Source organism: Streptomyces sp. NPDC018045, from assembly GCF_044327445.1.
In the GTDB taxonomy this organism is placed as follows: domain Bacteria; phylum Actinomycetota; class Actinomycetes; order Streptomycetales; family Streptomycetaceae; genus Streptomyces.
The window spans coordinates 19,825-40,944 of record NZ_JBIRFL010000011.1; the positions used below are offsets into that span (position 1 = coordinate 19,825).

The window sequence follows — 21,120 nt, forward strand, 5'->3', positions numbered from 1 at the left end:
CTTCTTCCCCATATCCGTGAGCGGGCCGATTCCGTGGCGCGTCCTGGTGAGAACCTGTGTCATGACCCCGGCCGGGCGCCCGCCGCCCGGCCCGGCCGGGCCTCCCCTTCCCGGCGTTCGATCCGCGCAGGTGGGGATCGGCCGGCCCGGCGCGCCGCGGCACGGTCGCCTTCAGGTCAGCGTGGCGGGCAGGGCGCTCAGCCGGCGGATCATCCACTCCGATTCCCACTGGACGGCGGTGTCGCTGCTCAGCCGCGCCCGCGGGAACCGGCGCAGGAAGCCGCGTACCGCGATCTGTGCCTCCAGCCGGACCAGCGAGGCGCCGATGCAGTAGTGCATGCCCAGGCCGAAGGTCAGGTGCCCTTGTCCCTTGCGGGCCGGGTCGAAGCTGTCGGCCTCCTCGCCCGGCCCGCGGTTCGCCGCCGCGATGCTGACCTGCACCGGGGCGCCCTTGGGGATCAGGTAGCCGCCGAGGTCGAGGTCCTCCATGGCGAAGCGCCAGGTCGGGTGCGGGAACGGCGGGTGCACCCGCAGGGCCTCCTCGATCCACTCCTTGATCTCCTCGTCGGTCCGCGGCCGGTCCTCGGGCGGCCGGCGCAGCGCCTCGTACAGCGACGCGGAGATCGCGCTCCCGGTCGTCTCGTAGCCGGTGATGATCATCCCGACCGTCCAGACGATGACCTCGCCCTCGGTGATCGCGTCCGGCCCGTCGGAGGCGGACAGGAAGCCGGTGATCACCCCGTCCCGCAGCGGGGCCGGGTCGCGCACCCAGTCCCGGACCGCGCCGAACAGCGCCCCGACCGCCTCGGTGCGGGCCGGGTAGTCGGAGGAGTAGAGCATCACGTCGGTGATGCTGCGCAGCCGCCGCTCCGCCTCCAGGGGCAGGCCGAGCATCTCGGAGATGAACGCCAGCGGGATGCGGTGGGTGTAGTCCGTGACCACGTCGACTTCGGCGGAGTCCGCGGAGCGGGACTGCTCCAGCTCGTCCAGGAATCCGTCGACCTTGACGCTCACCCGCTCGCCCCACCGCTCGGTGTTACGGGGGCTGAGCACCGGTGCGTGCAGCCGCCGGATCCGCGCGTGGTGCTCCCCGTCGCTCATGATCATGGCGCGGGCGTACTCCGGATCGGGCTGCGAGCCCACCATCAGGCCCGGCTTGCGCATGAAGTCCGGGACCAGGCTCACGTCCTTCTCCATCCGGGGATGCGTCAGCGCGATCCGCACCAGTTCGGGATCGCACACGACCCAGGCGTGCCGGCCGAGGTAGGGGATCCGCACGACCGGCGCCACGCGGGCGGCCGCCAGCAGGTCCGGCATGCAGTCGAACGGCCCCGGGTCCACCGGCATGCTCGCCAGGGGGGCTTGCGCCAAGCCGGTTTTCGTCGTGGCATTCACTGTGTGACACCTCCGGTGGGGACCTGGCCCTGGGAGCCGGCCATGGACTCGATCAGTTCGGCGGCCCGCCGCGGGGCGTCGCAGCTCTGGAACTCCCGCGACATCTCGCGTGCCCGCCGCCGGTAGCGTTCGTCGTTCAGCACGGTGGTCACCGCCTCGCGCAGGCCGGATTCCGTCACGGCCCGCCGTTTGAGGACGACACCGGCCCCGGCCCACTCGACCCGCGCCGCCACATCGGGCTTCTCCTCCGAGCCCGGCGCGACGACCAGCGGCACCCCCTGGGCGAGGGCCGCGTTGGCGCCGTTGTAGCCGCCGTTGGTCACCATCACGTCCACGTGTGGCAGCAGGTGATGGTAGGGGATGAACCGCTCCAGCCGGACGTTGTCCGGCAGCGGCCGCAGCCGGTCGACGTCCACGCCGCTGCCGGTGGTGACCACGACGAGGACGTCCTGCCCGCCCAGGGCCCGGACGGCGGGCGCGAGCAGCCGGTCGACGTCGTTGGCGGTGGTGCCCTGGGTGAGCAGCACGACCGGCCGGCCGCCCCGCAGCTCGTCCCACCAGCCGGGCGGGTCGAAGTGCTCCGGGGGGAGGCCGAGGAGTCCGCCCACGAAGTGGGTTCCCGGCAGCAGGTCGCTGCGCGGGAACTCGAAGGACCGCACGGTGCCCATCAGGTACAGGGCCGGCGGGCGCGCGATGTTCGCCATGGCGCCGGTCCGCAGCCGGGGCAGTCCCACCCGGGCCCGGGTCCGGTCCGCCTCCCGGCGCATGCCCCGCATCACCACCTGGTCGGCGACGAACCTGAGCAGCGCGTTGCGTGCCCGCCCCAGCGGCGACGTACTGGGCATCGCGCCCCGCCCGAGCGGGGCGGTGTCCCTGCTGCCGGCGATGTAGACCGAGTTGTTCAGCCAGACCAGCGGGATTCCGGTGCGCTCGCCGGCGAAGCAGGCGCCGTAGCACATGTCGTCGGCGAGGATGCACTCGGCCGCGAACCGTTCGAGCACCGCCAGCAGGTCGTCCATCTGGCCCGGTGCGGTGCGGTAGAAGATGTCCCGGACGCCGGTGGTGAAGTTGGCGGCCCCGGTCAGCCCGGCGTGGCCGGGGAACGCTTCCTCCCGGCTCCGGCCGCCGAAGTCGAGCCCGGCGTGCATGGGTTCGAAGTGCGCCCCGGTCCGCTCCACCTGTTCACGGAAGGCGCGGCCGGTGTACCACCGCACCTCGTGGCCGCGCCGGGTCAGTTCGCGTGCGACTTCGAGCATGCTGACGACGTGTCCCGGTGCCGGTGTGGTAGCGATCAACACACGCATCAGCTCTCGCTTCCGTCGGGGTCTGGTGTCACCGTTGCCGCCGGGCGGACCGGGCGCCCACGTCCCGGCCGTCCGGCCACACACGCCAGCATCACCCGGCCCTGGCCCCTGGAGGGGGGAACGGGGCAAATCCCGCACGTTCGCGCGGGGTGGCGGTGCCGGGCCGCCCCGATGGCGCCGACGTGTCGCCGACCGAACCGTCCGTCCCCGGGCCCGGCGGGGGATACGAACGCGCCGTCACTGCACAAACAATGACCGACAAGCAATCCCCGGCATCGCCCTTTCCGGGACCGGGAAGGCGCTGGCGTTCATCCAGGACATGCTCCCGGCCTTGGACATCGCGTACTGGAGGAAACCTGTGACGGCACCCTCGCAGAAGATCGACGGGGCGGACGAGGCGCTCGGCGGGCCGAAGAAGGTCACCGTCATCGGCGCCGGCATCGCCGGTCTGGTCACGGCCTATGAACTGGAGCGCCTCGGACATCAGGTCCACGTCATCGAAGGAAGCCGCGACATCGGCGGCCGCATTCACACCCACCGGTTCTCCGGCCGCGGCCAGGCCGGGCCGTTCGCCGAACTCGGCGCGATGCGGATCCCCGCCGGGCACCGGCTGACCATGCACTACATCGCCGAACTCGGGCTACAGCACCAGGTGCGGGAATTCCGCACCCTGTTCTCCGACGACGCGGCCTACCTGCCCACTGCCTCCGGCTACCTCCGGGTGCGCGACGCGCACAAGACCCTCGTCGAGGAGTTCGCCGCCGGACTGCCGAGCCGGCATTACCAGGGGAACACCCTGCTGTTCGGCGCCTGGCTGGACGCCAGCATCAGGGCCATCGCCCCCCGCCAGTTCTACGACGGCATGCACGACGAAATCGGCGTGGAACTGCTGAACCTCGTCGATCACATCGACTTGGCGCCCTACCGGTGCGGCAGCGCGCGCAACCGGATCGACCTGCACTCCTTCTTCGCCGACCACCCCCAGGTGCGGTCGTTCTGCCCGCCTCGCCTGGAGCGTTTCCTCGACGACGTCCTGGACGAGACCAGCTCCACCATCGTGCGGCTGCGCGACGGCATGGACGCGCTCCCCCGGCAGCTCGCCGCGCGGATCCGGGGGCCGATAGCGACCGGCCAGGAAGTGGTCGGCATCGACGTCCGCGACGACACGGTGGTCCTGCGGATCCGCCAGGGTGTCAGGTCCCTCACCCGGACCTGCGACTACGTGGTGTGCACCATTCCGTTCACGGTGCTGCGGAGGATGCAGTTGTCCGGCTTCGACCAGGACAAGCTGGATATCGTCCACCAGACGAAATACTGGGCCGCGACGAAGGTCGCCTTCCACTGCCGCGAGGCCTTCTGGGAGAAGGACGGGATCAGCGGGGGCGCGTCCTTCACCGGCGGGCACGTGCGGCAGACCTACTACCCGCCCACCGAAGGCGATCCGGAGCACGGCGCGGTGCTGCTCGCGAGCTACGCCATCGGGCCGGACGCCGACGCACTCAGCCGGCTGGGCGAGGCGGAGCGCAACGCGGTCGTCACCAGGGAACTGAGCGCGATGCACCCCGAGTTACGCCGGCCGGGCATGGTCCTGGGCGTCGCGGGCCGGGACTGGGGCGCGCGCCGGTGGTCCTGGGGGGCGGCCACGGTCCGCTGGGGCCAGGAGGCCGCGCTCCGCGAGGCGGAGCGGCGGGAGGCGGCCCGGCGGCAGAAAGGACTCTTCTTCGCCGGTGAGCACTGCTCGTCGAAGCCCGCGTGGATCGAGGGCGCGATCGAGTCGGCGATCGACGCCGCGCACGAGATCGAGTGGTACGAGCCGCGGGCCAACCGCGTCTTCGCCGTCACCCGGCCGGGCCCCTCGCGGGAGTCGGCATGAGCGTCTTCGACGTGCCCCGGCTGCACTTCGGCGGGACGGCGACGACGCACCTGCCGACCGGCGCGCGCAGCGGCCTCGTCGATCTGGCGACGAACACGGCGCTCACCGACGACGGGCAGCCCTTTCCCGCGCAGCGCCCGCCCGCCGAGTACCACGACCATCTGGACCGGCTGGGGCCGCGGTTCGACAGCTCGGGCCGGCCGGCGTCCGACGGGCCCTTCAGCGCGGCCAAGGGCGAGGACTTCGCCGGCAACGGGCACTTCTCGATCGACGCGCGGATCATCGGCGTCGAGGTCCGGGCAGGCGATGTGGACACCGCCGACCCGGTGGTCGGCCGCGGTGTCGACATGTGGGGGCACTACAACGAGTACCTGGCCACCACGGTCAACCGGGCCCGTGTCTTCGACGTCGACCCGTCGTCCGACTGGACCACGACGCTCATGGTCGGGCAGTTCTGCTTCGGGCGGGACGGCCGCTCCCACGACGTCGGGTACATGGCCACCGGAGGCGTCCGCGGCTTCCATCCTCCGAGGTGGCACAACGCCCGGCACGTCCGGGGCGTGGGCGGTCGCTGGCTGGCGGAGCGGCTGCGCCGGTCCGTGGTGCACCAGTTCGCCGTGACCGAGCAGGACGAACTGACCTGGCTCGACGAAGCGGCGGTCTCCCCGGCCGTGCGGCACCTGCGGGCCGCGGCCGCCGCCGAGGGGGCCGGCGGCCTGGTGGTGCAGTTCGCGCTGAGCCATCTGGCCGCTCCGCTCGCGCCCGACCGGCCTGGCCGGTGGCGGTTGCGCGGGACGATCGCGCCGTGGCGCCCGCACGAGCCGCGTACGTATCCGGCGGGCCGGCTGCTCGTCCCGGAGCGCCGCACGCCCGGCCGGGCCCCTGGTGAGCTGCACAACCTCTCCGTCGAGCTGACGGACGAGCACGTCACCCTCAACATGATCACTGCGGTGCCCACCCGTGCCCCGGAGGCAGCCCCCGGGGCCGCGGCCGGCCCTCCCGTCCCGGTCGACGTCGGCGATCTCGAACTGCGCACGGCGGACAGCGACCGGCTGGTCGCCCGGGTGCCCCGACAGGCGTACCTCGGGGAGGAGTACGCCCTGGCCGGCGGCCTGGTGACGGTCCCCATCGAGCTGCCGGCGGACGCCGCGGCCGACGAGGCGCTGCGCCTGGTGGGCACCGGCCCGGACGGCCCGGTGGTGCACCTGCGCGAGAAGGAGATCAACGTCCAGGCCGATGACGCGAGCCTCTTCCTGGAGCATCCGCGCGACCCGGACGACGCGGACCAGGACGTCGAGGTACTCGTGCGCTCCTTCGTGCGGGGCCGCCCGGCCGCCGTCGACGAGATCCACGTACGGCAGTTCTTCAACCCCCGGGCCCTCCCGCGCGACCCGGCCGCCCGCTCCCCCGAGGCGCGGTGTTCCGATGTCGCCATCGTCCACCTGCGCGCGGGACGGCGGGACGGCTCCGGCCCGTGGTCCGACACCTGCCTCCTGGACACCGACCAGGCGGGCCTCGGATGGTTCACCCTACGGGGCGCGGCGGCCGGCACCGCCCGCGTCCTGCTGTCCGCCGGCGCCGGCGACCTGCCGTGCGACGTGGACCGGCCCGGTTCGGCGGCCCTCGGCCACGACCACGACGACGCGCTCGGCTACTGGCCCGGCGCCGGCCACCTGTCGGTCCGGGTGCTGCCCGACGACTGGCGGCTGGCCGGCATCCGCCAGGAGGAGGTGACCTTCGACCTGGTCTACACGGAGGTCTTCGCGTTCTACGAGCACCTGTACTCCTTCATGAATGCGGAGGTCTTCAGCCTGGCGGACCGGTGCAAGGTGGAGACGTACGCGAAGCTGATCTGGCAGATGTGCGACCCGCGCAACAAGGCGAAGACGTACTACATGCCGCCGACGCGGGACCTGTCCGAGCCGAAGGCACAGCTCCTGCTGACGTTCCTGCGGGCCCAGCAGGCGCCGGACGAGGTCCTGCTGACGGAGCCCGCGGCCGGCCGCGCGAGCGGGAAGATCACCACCCGCGGCCGCCTCGTCGAGGTGCTGCGCGACGCCGCCGCGATCGAACTGGCCGTCATGCTCCAGTACCTGTACGCGGCCTATTCGGTGCCCACCCACGGTGCCGGCCTGGAGTACGTGCGGCGGGGCACGTGGACGCCCGAGCAGCTCCGGCTCGCCTGCGGCGACGGCGGGGAGACCCTCGACGAGGGCATCCGCAGCATGCTGCTGAACATCGCCCGGGAGGAGATGATCCACTTTCTCCTCGTCAACAACATCCTCACCGCGGTGGGCGAGCCGTTCCACGTGCCCCGGATCGACTTCGGCACCGTCAACCACGAGCTGCCGGTGCCGCTGGACTTCTCCCTGGAGAGGCTGGGGCCCGGCAGCGTGGAGCGGTTCGTGCAGATCGAACGGCCGGAAGACCTCGTCCACGACGTACGGCGGGGCGACACACCGGCGGCCCCCGCGACCCACGACGACCGGCACCCCTACGCCTCGCTGAGCGAGCTGTACGCGGACATCCGCGAGGGCCTGCACCGCGTCCCGGACCTCTTCCTGGTGGAGAAGGGCAGGGGCGGCGGGGAACACCACCTCTTCCTGCGGGAGTCGGTCAACCGGCACCACCCCGACTACCAGCTCGAAGTCGACGACCTGTCCAGCGCGTTGTTCGCGATCGACGTCATCACCGAGCAGGGAGAGGGCGGTGTGCTGGACGCGCGGACCGCCGAGCACTCGCACTACGCCTCGTTCCTGCGGATCTCCGACCTGCTCTGCGGGGCGCCGGCCACCCGGGCCCGCCCGGGCGGCGAACGGTGGAACCCGGCCTACCCCGTCGTACGGAACCCGACCCTCGGGCAGGGGAACGCAGCCATGGAGACGGTCACCGACCCGGACGCCCGGTCGGTCATGGAGCTGTTCAACCGCTCCTACTTCATGGCGCTCCAGCTCATGGTCCAGCACTTCGGTGAGTGCCCGGACGCGAGCCTGCGCCGCTCCGACCTGATGAACGCGGCGATCGACATGATGACGGGGCTGATGCGCCCGCTGGCGGAACTGCTGGTGACCCTGCCGTCGGGACGGCGGGGCCGGACCGCCGGGCCGTCGTTCGAGCTGTCCGAGCAGCCCGCGCCGGTGTCCCGCCCGGACGTGGCCAGACGCGGCATCGCGCTGCGCCTCGACCATCTCGCGGTGGCCTGCGGCAAGCACCCCCTGGTGCCCGCCCGGGTGGGTGAGATGAGCGCGTTCTGGGCCGACCACTTCCGGCCGCCGGGCCGCCAGGCGTCCCCGGCGGGCCCGTACGGAGCGGCGACGCCACACTCATGAGCGAAGGAGACCGCATGCCATCCGCGACGCTGCCGCGGTTCGACCTCAAGGGCTGGGACGGGGAGGACATCGCCCACCCGTACCCGGTGTACCGGCGCTACCGGGAGGCCGCGCCGGTCCACCGCGGGGCGCCGGGCGCGGGCGCACCGGACACCTTCTACGTCTTCTCCTACGACGAGGTCGTCCAGGTGCTGTCGGACCGGCGGTTCGGCCGGGACGCGCGCGTGGCGTCCGGCGACCCCGGCGCGGCGCCCGTCCCGGTCCCCGCCGAGTACCGGGCCCTGCGGACCGTCGTCGAGAACTGGCTGGTGTTCCTGGACCCGCCGCGCCACACCGAACTGCGCTCCCTGCTCGGTACGGAGTTCTCCCCTGCGATCGTCACCGGTCTGCGGCCCCGCATCACGCAGATCGCACACGAGCTGCTGGAACAGCTCGGACGGCACCGGGAGGCCGACCTCGTCGAGGGCTTCGCGGCGCCGTTGCCCATCCTCGTCATCTCCGAACTGCTCGGCATTCCGCAGGACCACCACGGATGGCTGCGCGCCAACGCGATGGCCCTCCAGGAGGCCGGCAGCACCCGCTCGCGCAACGGCACCGGCGGCTACGCACGGGCCGAGGCAGCCGCCGCCGCGTTCACCCGCTACTTCCGGCAGGAGGTGACCCGGCGGCACGGGGACGACCGCGGTGACCTGCTCACGCTCCTGGTCCGTGCCCGGGACGGCGGTGCGCCGCTGAGCGTGGACGGGATCGTGGGAACCTGCGTCCACCTGCTCACCGCCGGACACGAGACCACCACCAACTTCCTGGCGAAGGCGGTGCTGGCGCTGCGGGCGCACCCCGAGGTCCTCGACGAGCTGCGCGCCGCTCCCGAACTGACGCCGGGGGCGGCCGAGGAGCTGATGCGCTACGACCCGCCGGTGCAGGCGGTGACGCGATGGGCGTACCGGGACACCCGCCTCGGTGAGCTCGAGGTGCCGCGCGGCAGCCGGGTGGTCGCCCTGCTCGGTTCGGCGAACCGGGACCCCGCGCGCTTCCCGCGCCCCGACGTCCTGGACGTGCGCCGCCCCGCCGACCGGCATCTGGGCTTCGGGCTGGGCATCCACTACTGCCTCGGCGCGACGCTGGCCCGCGCGGAGGCCGAAATCGGTCTCCGGGCGCTGCTGGACGGCATGCCCGGGCTGGGCCGCGGCGGCCAACAGGTCGAGTACGCCGACGACATGGTCTTCCACGGGCCGACACGGCTGGTGCTCGGCAGATCCGACCTGCCGTGACCCCCGGCGCCCCACCGACACCGCACGAAGGAAAGGCACTCATGACACAGCAGCCCGGCACCAGCCCCGACTCCGTCGGCCAGGCGTACGACGTGTTCGCCGACGCCGGGGCCACGACCGCCCTCGGCGGCAACATCCACGTCGGCTACTGGGACGACGACCCCGGCCTCCCGATCACCGAGGCCACCGACCGCCTCACCGACCTCGTCGCCACCCGCCTCGGCCTCCGGCCGGACCAGCGGCTGCTCGACGTGGGCTGCGGCAACGGCCTCCCGGCCCTGCGGATCGCGGGCGCGCACGACGTCCGCGTGACCGGCATCACCGTCAGCCACCAGCAGCTCGCCCAGGCGGACAAGGAGGCGGACGGCTCCGACGCGCGCGACCGGGTCTCCTTCCGCTTCGCGGACGCCGTGGACCTGCCCTTCGACGACGGCTGTTTCGACGGGGCCTGGGCGATCGAATCGCTGCTGCACATCACCGACCAGACCGCCGCCCTGGCGGAGATCCGCCGCGTCGTCCGCCCCGGCGGGCGTCTGGTCGTCACCGACCTGTGCCAGCGGCAGCCGTTCACCGGCGAGGACCGGGCCGTGCTGGACGGCATGCTGGACGTGTACGAGATCGCCGGGATCAACACGCCCGACGAACACCGCGCGCGCCTGGCGGAAGCGGGCTGGCAGTTGCTGGAGCTGACGGACATCGGCGAGCAGGTCCGCGCCAGTTACGGGCACGCCGCGGCCGCCTTCCGGAACCTCGCCGCCTCCCTCGACGCCCCGGCGGCGGAGCAGATCAGCGCGGCGGCCGACCTGATGGACGCCTTCGGCAAGCACCCGCACGCGGGCTACGTCCTGATCACCGCGCAGCGGACCTGACCCCACGGGCGTGGCCGGCCGGGCGCGTGCCGGCGGGCGAACACCGTTCCGCTCTCGACCCCCGCAGACAGGGAGTACTTCGATGTCGTCTTGCCTCGGCCCACCACCTGCCGCCCCCGTCGCCGTACGTCCGCGCGAGGACCGCGCGCTGGCCGGCCGTCTCGCCCGGTCGGCAGCGGCCCGCAGCGGGGTGCGGTCGCGGACCGAGGACGTTCACGCCTGGCTGGCGGAGCGCCGCCGGGCCCATGTCTTCCGCGTGGAACGCATCCCGTTCGCGGAGCTGGGCGAGTGGCGCTTCGCGCCCGGCACCGGCGATCTCGTGCACCGCAGCGGGCGGTTCTTCACCGTCGAGGGCCTGCACGTGGAGGAACACGACGGGCCCTACGGCGACGGCCCCCGCCGGGAGTGGCAGCAGCCCGTGATCAGGCAGCCGGAGGTGGGCATCCTGGGCATCCTGGCCAAGGAGTTCGACGGGGTGCTGCACTTCCTGATGCAGGCCAAGATGGAGCCGGGCAACCCCAACCTGCTCCAGCTCTCGCCGACCGTGCAGGCCACCCGCAGCAACTACACCAGGGCCCACCGGGGCGCGGACGTGCGGCTGATCGACCACTTCGTGCGGCCCGACCGCGACCGGGTCATCGTGGACGTGCTCCAGTCGGAACAAGGCTCGTGGTTCTTCCGCAAGTCCAACCGCAACATGATCGTCGAGACGGCCGACGAGGTCCCCGCGACGGACGACTTCCGCTGGCTCACCCTCGGCCAGATCGCCGAACTCCTGCACGAGGACGACATGGTCAACATGAACGCCAGAACCGTGCTGTCCTGTGTGCCGTACCCGGACACATCGCCCGGCGCGCTGCTCTCCGACGCCCAGCTCCTGTCGTGGTTCACCGGCGAGCGCTCCCGCCGCGACGTGCAAACCCGCCGCGTACCGCTGGCCTCCGTGCGCGGCTGGAAGCACGGTGTCGAGGCGATCGAGCACGAGGACGGCCGCTACTTCAAGGTCGTCGCGGTCTCCGTACGGGCCGGCAACCGCGAAGTGGTCCGCTGGGACCAGCCGTTGATCGAACCCGTCGGCACGGGGGTGACCGCGTTCCTCGTGCGCGAGATCGACGGGGTGCCGCACGTGCTGGTGCAGGCCCGGGCCGAGGGCGGCTTCCTGGACACGGTCGAGCTGGCGCCCACCGTCCAGTGCACGCCCGGCAACCACGCCCACCTGCCGGAGGCGGACCGCCCGCCCTTCCTCGACGCCGTCCTCGACGCCCCCGCGTCGCGGATCCGTTACCAGGCCGTCCACTCCGAGGAGGGCGGGCGCTTCCTGAACGCCCGGAGCCGGTACCTCGTCGTCGACGCCGACGGGACCGGGGCCGCGCTCGACCCGCCCCCCGGCTTCGCCTGGGCCACCCCCGCCCAGCTCAGGGCCCTCACCCGGCACGGGCACTACCTCAACGTGGAGGCCCGCACGCTCCTGGCCTGCCTCAACGCCATGGCGATACGGACCCGGGGAGAGGTGTGACATGGCACGCACACCGGCAGCCGCCGAACCGCTGATCACCGTGCTCGGCGCCTCGGGCTTCGTGGGGTCGGCCGTCCTGCGCGCACTGGCGCACCGCCCGGTCCGTCTGCGGGCGGTGGCGCGCAGGCCGAGCGCGATTCCCCCCGGCCCGGCCGGGACCACCGTCGTCACCGCCGACCTCACCGACCGGACGGCGCTCGCCGAGGCCGTCTCGGGCTCGGACGCGGTGGTGCACCTGCTCCTGGCGGACGGCGGGTGGCGGGCGGCCGAGACCGAGCCGGAGGCCGAGCGCGTGAACGTGGGCGTGATGCGGGACCTCCTGGACGTCCTGCGGCCGGCCGCGGGCGACGGGACGCCCCCGCTGGTGGTGTACGCGGGCGCCGCCTCGCAGGTCGGCGTGCCGCCGCGGGAACCGCTCGACGGGGGTGAACCCGACCACCCCGCAACCGCCTACGACCGGCAGAAACTGACGGCGGAGCACCTCCTGCTCAAGGCCACGGCCGAGGGCCGGGCGCGCGGCATCAGCCTGCGCCTGCCCACGGTGTTCGGTGAGGGAGCGGCCCCCGGTACCGGCGACCGCGGTGTCGTGTCCGCCATGGTGCGGCGGGCGCTCACGGGCCTGCCGCTCACCATGTGGCACGACGGCACGGTGCGGCGCGACCTGGTCCACGTCAGCGATGTCGCGGCGGCGTTCGCGGCGGCCCTCGACCACCCGGACGCCCTGGTGGGCGACCACTGGCTGATCGGCGCCGGCCGGGGCGACGCGCTCGGCGACGTCTTCCGGCTCATCGCCCGGACCGTGTCCGACCACACGGGGCGGCAGCCGGTCGCCGTGGAGTCCGTCGAACCGCCGGCCCACGCCCCCGCGACGGACTTCCGCAGCGTGACCATCGACTCCTCCCCGTTCCGGGCGGCCACCGGCTGGCACCCCCGGACCTCACTTCCCGAGGGGCTGCGGCGCACCGTCGCCGCTCTGGCCGGGCAGGAGGGCGAGGCCCGGTGACGACACGCACCTCTGATGGACGACACCCACCGCAGGCGTCCGGCCGCAGCACGGCCGTCCGCCGCAGTCCTGGAAAGGCTGGCACATGACCACGCGTGTTTGGGATTACCTGGCGGAGTACGAGGACGAGCGTCCGGACATCCTCGACGCCGTAGCGACGGTCTTCGGCTCGGGGCAGCTCGTGCTGGGCGCGAGCGTGCGCGGCTTCGAGGCGGAATTCGCCGCCTATCACGGGGCGGCCCACTGCGTCGGTGTCGACAACGGGACGAACGCGATCAAGCTCGGGCTGCAGGCGCTGGGCGTCGGCCCGGGCGACGAGGTGATCACGGTGTCGAACACCGCGGCACCGACCGTGGTCGCCATCGACGGCACGGGCGCCACCCCCGTCTTCGTCGACGTGCGCGAGGACGATTTCCTCATGGACACCGGCCAGGTGGCGGCGGCGATCACCGAACGCACGCGGTGCCTGCTCCCGGTGCACCTGTACGGGCAGTGCGTGGACATGGCTCCGTTGAAGGAGCTGGCCGCCCGGCACGGGCTGGCCATCCTGGAGGACTGTGCCCAGGCACACGGCGCCCGGCAGGGCGGCACGCCGGCCGGCACGACCGGCGACGCGGCCGCCTTCTCCTTCTACCCGACCAAGGTCCTCGGCGCGTACGGCGACGGCGGCGCGACCCTCACCTCGGACGCGACCGTGGCGGAACGGCTGCGGCGGCTTCGGTACTACGGCATGGAGGACCGCTACTACACCCTGGAGACGCCCGCCCACAACAGCCGCCTGGACGAGGTGCAGGCCGAGATCCTGCGGCGCAAACTCAAGCGGCTCGACACCTACATCGCCGGCCGCCGGGCCGTCGCGCGGCGCTACGCCGACGGTCTGGCCGACACCGGTCTCGTGCTCCCGCGCACCGTCCCCGGAAACGAGCACGTGTACTACGTGTACGTGGTGCGCCACCCCCGGCGCGACGACATCATCGAGCGCCTCAAGGCGTACGACATCCACCTCAACATCAGCTATCCGTGGCCGGTGCACACCATGACCGGGTTCGCCCACCTCGGATACGCCACGGGGTCCCTGCCCGTCACCGAGGCGCTGGCCGGCGAGATCTTCTCGCTGCCGATGTACCCCTCGCTGCCGCGCGACCTCCAGGACAAGGTCATCCACGCCGTGCGCGAGGTGCTGGCGACGCTGTGAGACCCGCCGACCGCCAGTCCGCCGAGCCGTTCACCCAGCCACGGGAGCAGACATGAAAGCACGCGAACTCGCCGTCGAGGGAGCACTGGAGTTCACCCCCCGCGTCTTCCCCGACGAACGGGGCCTGTTCTTCTCGCCGTTCCAGGAGGAGGCGTTCGCCGAGGCGCACGGCGGCCCGCTCTTCCGCGTCGCGCAGACCAACCACAGCGTCTCCCGGCGCGGTGTGGTGCGCGGCATCCACTACACCGTGACACCGCCCGGCACCGCGAAGTACGTCTACTGCGCGCGCGGCGCGGCCCTGGACATCGTGGTCGACATCCGGGTCGGCTCGCCCACGTACGGCCGGTGGGACTCGGTGCTGATGGACCAGCAGGACCACCGGACCACCTATTTCCCGGTGGGGGTGGGCCACGCGTTCGTGGCGCTGGAGGACGACACCGTCATGTCGTACATGCTCTCCGGGAGCTACGTACCGGAGAACGAACTCGCCCTGTCCGTCCTGGACCCGGTGCTCGGGCTGCCCGTTCCCCGGGACACCGAGCCGATCCTGTCCGAGCGGGACGGCGCGGCGATCACGCTCGCCGAGGCCCGGGAACAGGGCCTGCTGCCGGACTACGGCCGGTGCCAGGAGATCGAGAAAGGCTGGTCACCGGAGGCCGCGAACGCCTGACGGCCCGGCCCGCCGGACAGCCCCGAGAGAGCCATACCCCCCGGCCTGCCCGGGCGCGCATGGGCTGAACGGTGTTCCGCCCACCCGGCCGGACCGAACCGGCGGCGCGCCCCCACGTGAACGAGCGGGTTTTCGTCCGCACCACTGCTTCGCGGCCCGCGCGGCCCGATGCTGAGGGCTACGGCGGCCGGGCCGGGTCCGCCGCCACCCCGCACCGGCCGCGTGGGGGCCCACCTCCCACCGGCCCATCGCACACCCTGCCCGCACCAGTCCCCCGCACCACGCTCCGCACCCGTCGAACCGAAAGGCCGTTGCCATGACCGACTCCGCCCAGACGCTGCCCGTGCCGGGAGCCGTCGGCAAGCTCTACGACCGGCTGACGCTGAACGCCATGAACGACGGCACCTTCAACACCAACGTCCACATCGGCTACTGGGACACGCCGGACTCCGAGGCCTCGATCGAGGCGGCGATGGACCGGCTCACCGACGTGTTCATCGAACGGCTGAAGGTGGACGGCTCGTCCCACGTCCTCGACCTGGGCTGCGGCGTGGGAGGCCCCGGCCTGCGGGTCGTGGCGCACACCGGCGCGCGGGTCACCGGCATCAGCATCAGCGAGGAGCAGATCAAGGCCGCCAACCGGCTGGCGGCCGAGGCCGGGGTCGCCGACCGGGCCGTGTTCCGGCACGCCGACGCAATGAAGCTGGACTTCGCCGACGGGACGTTCGACGCCGTGATGGCCCTGGAGTCGCTCTGCCACATGCCGGACCGGCAGCAGGTGCTCACCGAGGTGTGCCGGGTGCTGCGCCCCGGCGGCCGGCTCGTGCTGACCGATGTGTTCGAGCGCTTCCCGCGCAAGGAGGTGCGGCACCCGGGCATCGACAAGTTCTGCAACGGCCTGATGTCGACCACGGCGGACATCGACGACTACGTCGCGCTGCTCCACCGTTCCGGCCTGCGGCTGCGCGAGATCCTCGACGTCACCGAGCAGACCACGCTGCGCCTCGCCGACGAGATCGCGAAGCTGTCGGCCGTCGAGGACCGCCCCGAAGCCCTCGACGAGAGCAACTTCTTCACCGACGACGCCTTCCGGCCGTCCGACCTGGCGGGCGTCGACGACTTCGGCTGTCTGCTGGCCACCGCGGAACGCCCGTAGCCGATGACAGTCCCGGGAGGGCGCCCCGCGCGCCCTCCCGGTTCCACCGACGGCCGGGACGGGCCCACGAAGAGAGGCAAGGACGACATGACGCATTCCGGTGAGCGGACCGACGTGCTGATCGTGGGCGGCGGCCCGGTCGGGATGGCGCTGGCCCTGGACCTGCGGTACCGCGGGATCGACTGCGTGCTCGCGGACGCCGGTGACGGAGAGGTCCGGCACCCCAAGGTCAGCACGATCGGTCCGCGTTCGATGGAGCTGTTCCGCCGCTGGGGTGTCGCGGACGCCGTCCGCGGCGCCGGGTGGCCGGCCGACCACCCCCTGGACATCGCCTGGGTCACCCGGGTCGGCGGTCACGAGATCTACCGGTACCGCCGGGGTACCGCCGGAAACCGCCCGGCCTTCGCGCACACCCCCGAGCCCGACCAGATCTGCCCGGCGCACTGGCTCAACCCGGTGCTGACGCGGGCCGTGGGCGTCCACCCGGACGGTCCGCTGCGGCTCCGTACCACCGTCGACCGCGTGCTGCGCACCGACGACCACGTCGACGCCACCCTCACCGACCACGCCACCGGCACGACCGGCACCATACGGGCACGGTTCCTGGTCGCCTGCGACGGCGCCGCCTCCCCCATCCGGCAGTCCTGCGGCATCGACGCGCCGGCCCGCCACCGTACGCAGATCTTCCGCAACATCCTCTTCCGCGCGCCCGAGCTGAAGGAGCGGCTCGGCGACCGCGCCGCGCTCGTCCACTTCCTCATGCTCTCGTCCACGCTGCGCTTCCCCCTGCGCTCGCTGAACGGCAGCGATCTGTACAACCTGGTCGTGGGCGTGGACGACGCCGCCGCCGACCGTGTCGACGCGCTGTCGCTGATCGGCGACGCCCTCGCCGTCGACACCCCGGTGGAGCTGCTGAGCGACGGTGAGTGGCACCTCACCCACCGCGTCGCCGACCGGTACCGGGCCGGACGCGTCTTCCTCGCCGGCGACGCCGCGCACACCCTCTCGCCCTCCGGCGGCTTCGGCCTCAACACCGGCATCGGAGACGCCGCCGACCTGGGCTGGAAACTCGCCGCCACGCTGAACGGCTGGGCCGGGCCGCAGTTGCTCGACACGTACGAGACCGAGCGCAGGCCGATCGCCGTGCAGAGCCTGGAGGAGGCCAACCTCAACCTGGAGCGCACCCTGCGCAGGCGGCTGCCGACCGAGGTCCACCTGGACGGGCCCGAGGGCGAGCGGGCCCGTGCGGAGATGGCACGGCGGCTGGCGAGCAGCGGCGTGGAGCGGGAGTTCGACGCCCCCGAGATCCACTTCGGGCTGCGGTACCGCTCCCCCGTCATCGTCGAGGACCCCGACGTACCGGTGCGTCACGGCAAGCCGGACGCCGGCTGGCGCCCGGGCAGCGAGCCGGGCTACCGCGCCGCGCACGCCTGGTGGGACGCCGGCACGTCCACCCTGGACCTGTTCGGGCGCGGGTTCGTCCTGCTGTGCTTCGCCGAGCACCCCGGGGTGGCGGGGGTCGAGCGCGCGTTCGCCGAGCGGGGCGTGCCGCTGACCGTGCGGACCGGGGGTGACGGGGAGATCGCCAAGCTCTACGAGCGGCCCTTCGTGCTGGTCCGCCCGGACGGCTGTGTGGCATGGCGCGGTGACGAGCTGCCCCGGAACCCGGGATCCCTCGTCGATACGGTGCGAGGTGCCGGGGCCGCGCCCGGACACCGGTGAGCGGGCACGACGAGCGGGAAACGCGGCGGACCGCACCGGAGCGAATAGCCTGCCGCCGCGAAGCCGGGAGCAGCGCTTTTGCCGCGGCGCCGGGGAAACGACCGTCAGCCGGACACGGAATTCCCTGCCCGGACGTCCTTCACATGCCGGCGCCGGCGAGCCGGCGCCCGGACGGGCGCCGATATGTGTGGGCGACAAGCAGGAACTCTTGAGTCAGACTTTTTACAGAGGCAGGAAGTGTTTCTGGCCTGTAAGGGGACTCCCGTGCTCGATGTGCCGTTCTGGCTGTGGGCGGTGTTCGCCGTCACCGTGGTCGTGTCGCTGGCCGTGGACCTGCTGGCACATCGACAGGCGCATGTCATCGGGTTCAAGGAGGCCGCTGCCTGGAGCGGGGTGTGGGTCGGGCTCGCCGTCGTCTTCGGTGCCGTCGTCTTCCTGGTGCTGGGCGCGACGCCCGGGGTGGAATACACCACGGCGTGGCTGCTGGAGAAGAGCCTGTCGGTCGACAACCTGTTCGTCTTCGCGCTGATCTTCGCCTATTTCCGGGTGCCGCGCGCCTACCAGCATCGCGTGCTGTTCTTCGGCGTCATGGGCGCGCTGGTGTTCCGAGGTGTTTTCCTGGCCGCCGGCGTGGCCGTGGTCAGCCGGTTCACCGCGGTGCTGTTCGCCTTCGCGGCCGTCCTTTTCTACAGCACCTACAAAATCCTCAAAGGGGAGGAGGAGAGCTTCGATCCGGGCCGGAGCATCGCCGTGCGGCTGCTGCGCAAGATCATGCCGGTGCGGGACGAGTACGCCGGGATGAAGTTCTTCGTGAAGGAGGCCGGCAAACGGATCGCCACCCCGTTGCTCGCGGTGGTCGCCGCGATCGAGGCGGCGGACCTGGTCTTCGCCGTGGACAGCGTGCCGGCCGTCCTCGCGGTCAGCGACGACGCCTTCATCGTCTACACCAGCAACGCCTTCGCCATCCTCGGGCTGCGGGCCCTGTACTTCCTGCTCGCCGGGCTGCTGGACCGCTTCCGCTACCTCAGCAAGGGCCTGGCGCTCATCCTCTCCTTCATCGGCGTGAAGCTGATCCTCCAGGCCTCCCACAAGCTGTTCAGCAGCAGCATCCCGGAGATCCCGTCTCCGGTCAGCCTGGCGGTCATCGTCGTCGTCCTGGGGGTGGCCGTCACGCTGAGCATCAGGCGTCCGGGCCCGCCCGACCAGCACGATGCCGCCGCGGGGCCGGCCGCCGACGGCCCCGCGGGGCAGGAGACACGGAAGCCGGGCGATCACCTGCGGGACGGCTGAACTGTTCCCCTCACCGCGCGGATCCCCGCCCCCCTCTGTGAAAAGTTTTCACCAAGAAAAGGCAAAAAGAGCTATTGTTGTCATATGGCCAGAGACGAGCATGCGACGGCACCGCAGGCCGGAAACATCTGCCATGTCTGTCATCACTCCGTGTCCGCGGTGCTCACGCGACACAAGACGATGGGGGTCTTCGTGCCCCGCTGGGAGCCGGGCCCCTGCCGCAACCCCGACTGCCCGAACTGCCCGGAACACACACGACGGGAGCAGCGGCCGGTAGCCGACGGGACGAAGTCCTGACATCCGGGACCGCGCACCAACCAGGGCCGTGACCGGCGACAGGTTCCGGTTTCGCGGGACGCCGACCGCGCGGCCGGTGTCCCGCGCTGGTCGCGGTGACGCCCGGATGCGGTACGGAAAGGCCACCGCACCGCCCAGGTGAGCGCACGCACCAGGAGGCCACCATGACAACCGGGGCCCGCCCCACCCCAACACCCCCGCCACCCGTGACCATCGCCAGTGTCGACGACTGCCGCGTCGTGCTCACCCTCCGCGGCGAACTGCACGCCGACACACTCCGCATGCTCGAAACCCGGTTCGCCGACCCGCGCCTGCGCGAAGCCCGCGCCTGGGTCCTGGAGCTGCACGAGCTGACCCACATCGACTTGGCCTGTGCGTACGCCCTCCTCCGCGCCCTCTCCCGACGGCCCGACGGCACCGCGCTCACCCTCCGCGGCGCGCGCCGCCACGTGGCGCGGACCCTGCGGCACGCCGGCATCGACGCGGTGGGTGCGATAGAGGCGTGACACCGGCGCGCCCGGAGACGGCAGGCCACGGCGCCCGACGAACAGGGCGGTCCGCCGACTCCGGGAGCGAGCCATGCGAGGGCGCGGGATCACCCCTCCTGGAACCCCTGGGACTCCTGGAACCCCTGGGACTCCTGCCTGGAGGATGGGCGCGAAGCCGACGGCGCCTTCTTGAAGACCTCCGACACAGCCAGGTAGTTCATCGCGCCGTACCCCTCGGTGATCGCCTGCTCGGCCATCTCCTTCATGAGCCGCGGCTGGCCGGGATGGATGCCCTGCTCCTCACAGGTACGGGTGATGTGCTCGATCGCGTTCAGGTTCATCTCCATGGTGCCCATGTCACCCGGGTAATCGCCCCGGTCGAGACGAGGCGCCTGCGCGGCGAGGGTTGCACTCACCACCGAGGGCAGGAACCAGTCGAGTGCGAGGCCGGCGAAGTCGACCGCCGGGACACCCGCCGAGCCGACCAGGGCGGCGGCGTGCAGGAAACCGTTCGTGGTGGCGTACATCAAGTCGAGCAGCGCCGCGTTGTAGAGCACCGCCAGGCCGGGGTCGGATCCCAGGTGGCGGGGGTCGCCCAGGCTCGCCAGGATGGCCCGGTGCTCGTCGAAGACGTCCTGTGAGCCGCTGTAGAGGAAGACGGAACCGGGGTGTCCGACGAGCGGCGGCGGCACCATGATCGCGCCGTCCAGGTAGGCAACACCGCGCTCGGCCGCCCATCCGACCACCGTATGCGCCTCATGCGGCGTACCGGACCCGAGGTTCACCACGACGCGACCCCTCAAGGCGTCACCGGCGGGTGCGAGGACCGCGTGCAGGGTCTCGTAGTCCTTGAGGCACACGACCGTGACCGGGCTCGCGGACACCGCCTCGGCGACGGTGTCCGCGCGGTGGACCCCCTTGGTGACGAGGTTGTCGGCTCTTTCCGGAGAGCGGTTCCAGACGGTCGTGGGGTGGCCGTGCTTCCAGAGCGTCTCGGCGAGGGCGAGCCCCATGGGGCCGAGACCGATGACCGTGACGGGTGTGTGCCGCGGAGTTGCTGATGGCTGGTTCGTCATGGGCCATAGACTGCTGTCTCACACCGATGTGAGAGTCAACTGGACGTGGTGGTCGTCACATGCGCATGGGGGAGTTCTCCCGACGGACCGGGGTCAGCCAACGCCTGCTGCGCTATTACGAGGAGCAGGGGCTGCTCAACCCGGCACGGCGGCCGAGCGGATACCGCGAGTTCACGGAAGAGGACATCTCCACGGTCCGGGGCATCCGCATGCTGCTCGGCGCCGGCCTCAACACCGCCACCATCGCCGAGCTGCTGCCCTGCATGATTGACGACGGGAAGATCCTGGCGCCCGCCTGTTCCGGCATGCTGCCGGACCTGAACCGGGAACGCGCACGCATCAGCGAGGCCGTCGCCGGCCTGCTGGCCGCCCGCGACGCGCTGGATGCCCTCATCGCCGCCACGGTGCCGGCCGGCACCGACGATCCGGAGGCGTGCTACGCGGCCGGTGTCGCGAAGCGGCCGGCCGGCAAGGCGGTACCGCTGGGCGCGAAGGCCACCTGACGCCGCGTCAGCCGGCGTGCGGAAGACGAGTACGTCGTCGACGTGACCAGCCGGGGCATCGTCCACCCGGTCCCCGGTGCCCGGGAACCACGAGTTCTGTGGCACCGCTGTCAACGGTGGTGCCGGATCCGGCACATCCCCTTGCGTGGTCACACCACGGCCG

General features: G+C 72.1%; 16 protein-coding genes. 13 read left to right on the forward strand and 3 right to left on the reverse strand.

The window, feature by feature from the left end:
- Positions 1–171: 171 nt before the first annotated feature.
- Both ACH4EB_RS23705 and ACH4EB_RS23710 read right to left on the reverse strand, forming a co-directional pair.
- Positions 172–1,371, reverse strand: coding sequence for a cytochrome P450 (locus tag ACH4EB_RS23705; RefSeq protein WP_398349563.1), 1,200 nt, complete (start codon positions 1,369–1,371; stop codon positions 172–174).
- Between the two features lie 20 nt (positions 1,372–1,391).
- The gene (locus ACH4EB_RS23710; protein ID WP_398349564.1) at positions 1,392–2,699 is read right to left on the reverse strand and encodes a glycosyltransferase; all 1,308 of its coding nucleotides are present in this window, start codon (positions 2,697–2,699) and stop codon (positions 1,392–1,394) included.
- A 358-nt stretch (positions 2,700–3,057) separates the two neighbouring features.
- On the opposite strand from ACH4EB_RS23710, the gene ACH4EB_RS23715 reads away from it, so the two are divergent.
- The 12 genes from ACH4EB_RS23715 (at position 3,058) to ACH4EB_RS23770 (ending at position 19,396) form a co-directional block, all read left to right on the forward strand.
- Positions 3,058–4,572: a flavin monoamine oxidase family protein gene (locus ACH4EB_RS23715; protein WP_398349565.1), complete on the forward strand. Its 1,515-nt coding sequence runs from the start codon at positions 3,058–3,060 to the stop codon at positions 4,570–4,572.
- Positions 4,569–7,901, forward strand: coding sequence for a ferritin-like domain-containing protein (locus ACH4EB_RS23720; RefSeq protein ID WP_398349566.1), 3,333 nt, complete (start codon positions 4,569–4,571; stop codon positions 7,899–7,901). The genes ACH4EB_RS23715 and ACH4EB_RS23720 overlap by 4 nt, the downstream gene beginning before the upstream one ends.
- 14 nt (positions 7,902–7,915) lie before the next feature.
- Positions 7,916–9,172 carry a cytochrome P450 gene (locus ACH4EB_RS23725; RefSeq protein ID WP_398349567.1) on the forward strand — a complete coding sequence of 419 codons (1,257 nt, stop codon included), beginning with the start codon at positions 7,916–7,918 and terminating at the stop codon, positions 9,170–9,172.
- A gap of 41 nt (positions 9,173–9,213) precedes the next feature.
- On the forward strand, positions 9,214–10,041 hold the full coding sequence (locus ACH4EB_RS23730; RefSeq protein ID WP_398349568.1) for an SAM-dependent methyltransferase: 828 nt from the start codon (positions 9,214–9,216) through the stop codon (positions 10,039–10,041).
- A gap of 82 nt (positions 10,042–10,123) precedes the next feature.
- Positions 10,124–11,557: an NDP-hexose 2,3-dehydratase family protein gene (locus tag ACH4EB_RS23735; protein ID WP_398349569.1), complete on the forward strand. Its 1,434-nt coding sequence runs from the start codon at positions 10,124–10,126 to the stop codon at positions 11,555–11,557.
- Position 11,558: 1 nt separating this feature from the next.
- Positions 11,559–12,560, forward strand: a complete 1,002-nt coding sequence (locus tag ACH4EB_RS23740) for an NAD-dependent epimerase/dehydratase family protein (RefSeq protein ID WP_398349570.1) — start codon at positions 11,559–11,561, stop codon at positions 12,558–12,560.
- A gap of 85 nt (positions 12,561–12,645) precedes the next feature.
- Positions 12,646–13,755: a DegT/DnrJ/EryC1/StrS family aminotransferase gene (locus ACH4EB_RS23745; RefSeq protein WP_398349571.1), complete on the forward strand. Its 1,110-nt coding sequence runs from the start codon at positions 12,646–12,648 to the stop codon at positions 13,753–13,755.
- A gap of 52 nt (positions 13,756–13,807) precedes the next feature.
- Complete coding sequence (locus ACH4EB_RS23750) at positions 13,808–14,425, forward strand: dTDP-4-dehydrorhamnose 3,5-epimerase family protein (RefSeq protein WP_398349572.1); 618 nt, start codon at positions 13,808–13,810, stop codon at positions 14,423–14,425.
- A 316-nt stretch (positions 14,426–14,741) separates the two neighbouring features.
- Entirely contained in the window at positions 14,742–15,581 is an 840-nt protein-coding gene (locus tag ACH4EB_RS23755) for a methyltransferase domain-containing protein (protein ID WP_398349573.1), read from the forward strand.
- An 87-nt stretch (positions 15,582–15,668) separates the two neighbouring features.
- On the forward strand, positions 15,669–17,303 hold the full coding sequence (locus tag ACH4EB_RS23760) for an FAD-dependent monooxygenase (protein ID WP_398349574.1): 1,635 nt from the start codon (positions 15,669–15,671) through the stop codon (positions 17,301–17,303).
- A 264-nt stretch (positions 17,304–17,567) separates the two neighbouring features.
- Positions 17,568–18,593 carry a TerC family protein gene (locus ACH4EB_RS23765; protein ID WP_398349575.1) on the forward strand — a complete coding sequence of 342 codons (1,026 nt, stop codon included), beginning with the start codon at positions 17,568–17,570 and terminating at the stop codon, positions 18,591–18,593.
- A 503-nt stretch (positions 18,594–19,096) separates the two neighbouring features.
- A complete protein-coding gene (locus ACH4EB_RS23770; RefSeq protein ID WP_398349576.1) occupies positions 19,097–19,396 on the forward strand; it encodes an STAS domain-containing protein in 300 nt (99 codons plus the stop codon).
- Between the two features lie 89 nt (positions 19,397–19,485).
- Here the strand turns inward: ACH4EB_RS23770 and ACH4EB_RS23775 are convergent, their stop codons facing one another.
- On the reverse strand, positions 19,486–20,454 hold the full coding sequence (locus tag ACH4EB_RS23775; RefSeq protein ID WP_398349577.1) for an NAD(P)-dependent oxidoreductase: 969 nt from the start codon (positions 20,452–20,454) through the stop codon (positions 19,486–19,488).
- A 59-nt stretch (positions 20,455–20,513) separates the two neighbouring features.
- On the opposite strand from ACH4EB_RS23775, the gene ACH4EB_RS23780 reads away from it, so the two are divergent.
- The gene (locus tag ACH4EB_RS23780; RefSeq protein ID WP_398349578.1) at positions 20,514–20,957 is read left to right on the forward strand and encodes a MerR family transcriptional regulator; all 444 of its coding nucleotides are present in this window, start codon (positions 20,514–20,516) and stop codon (positions 20,955–20,957) included.
- Positions 20,958–21,120 lie beyond the last annotated feature (163 nt).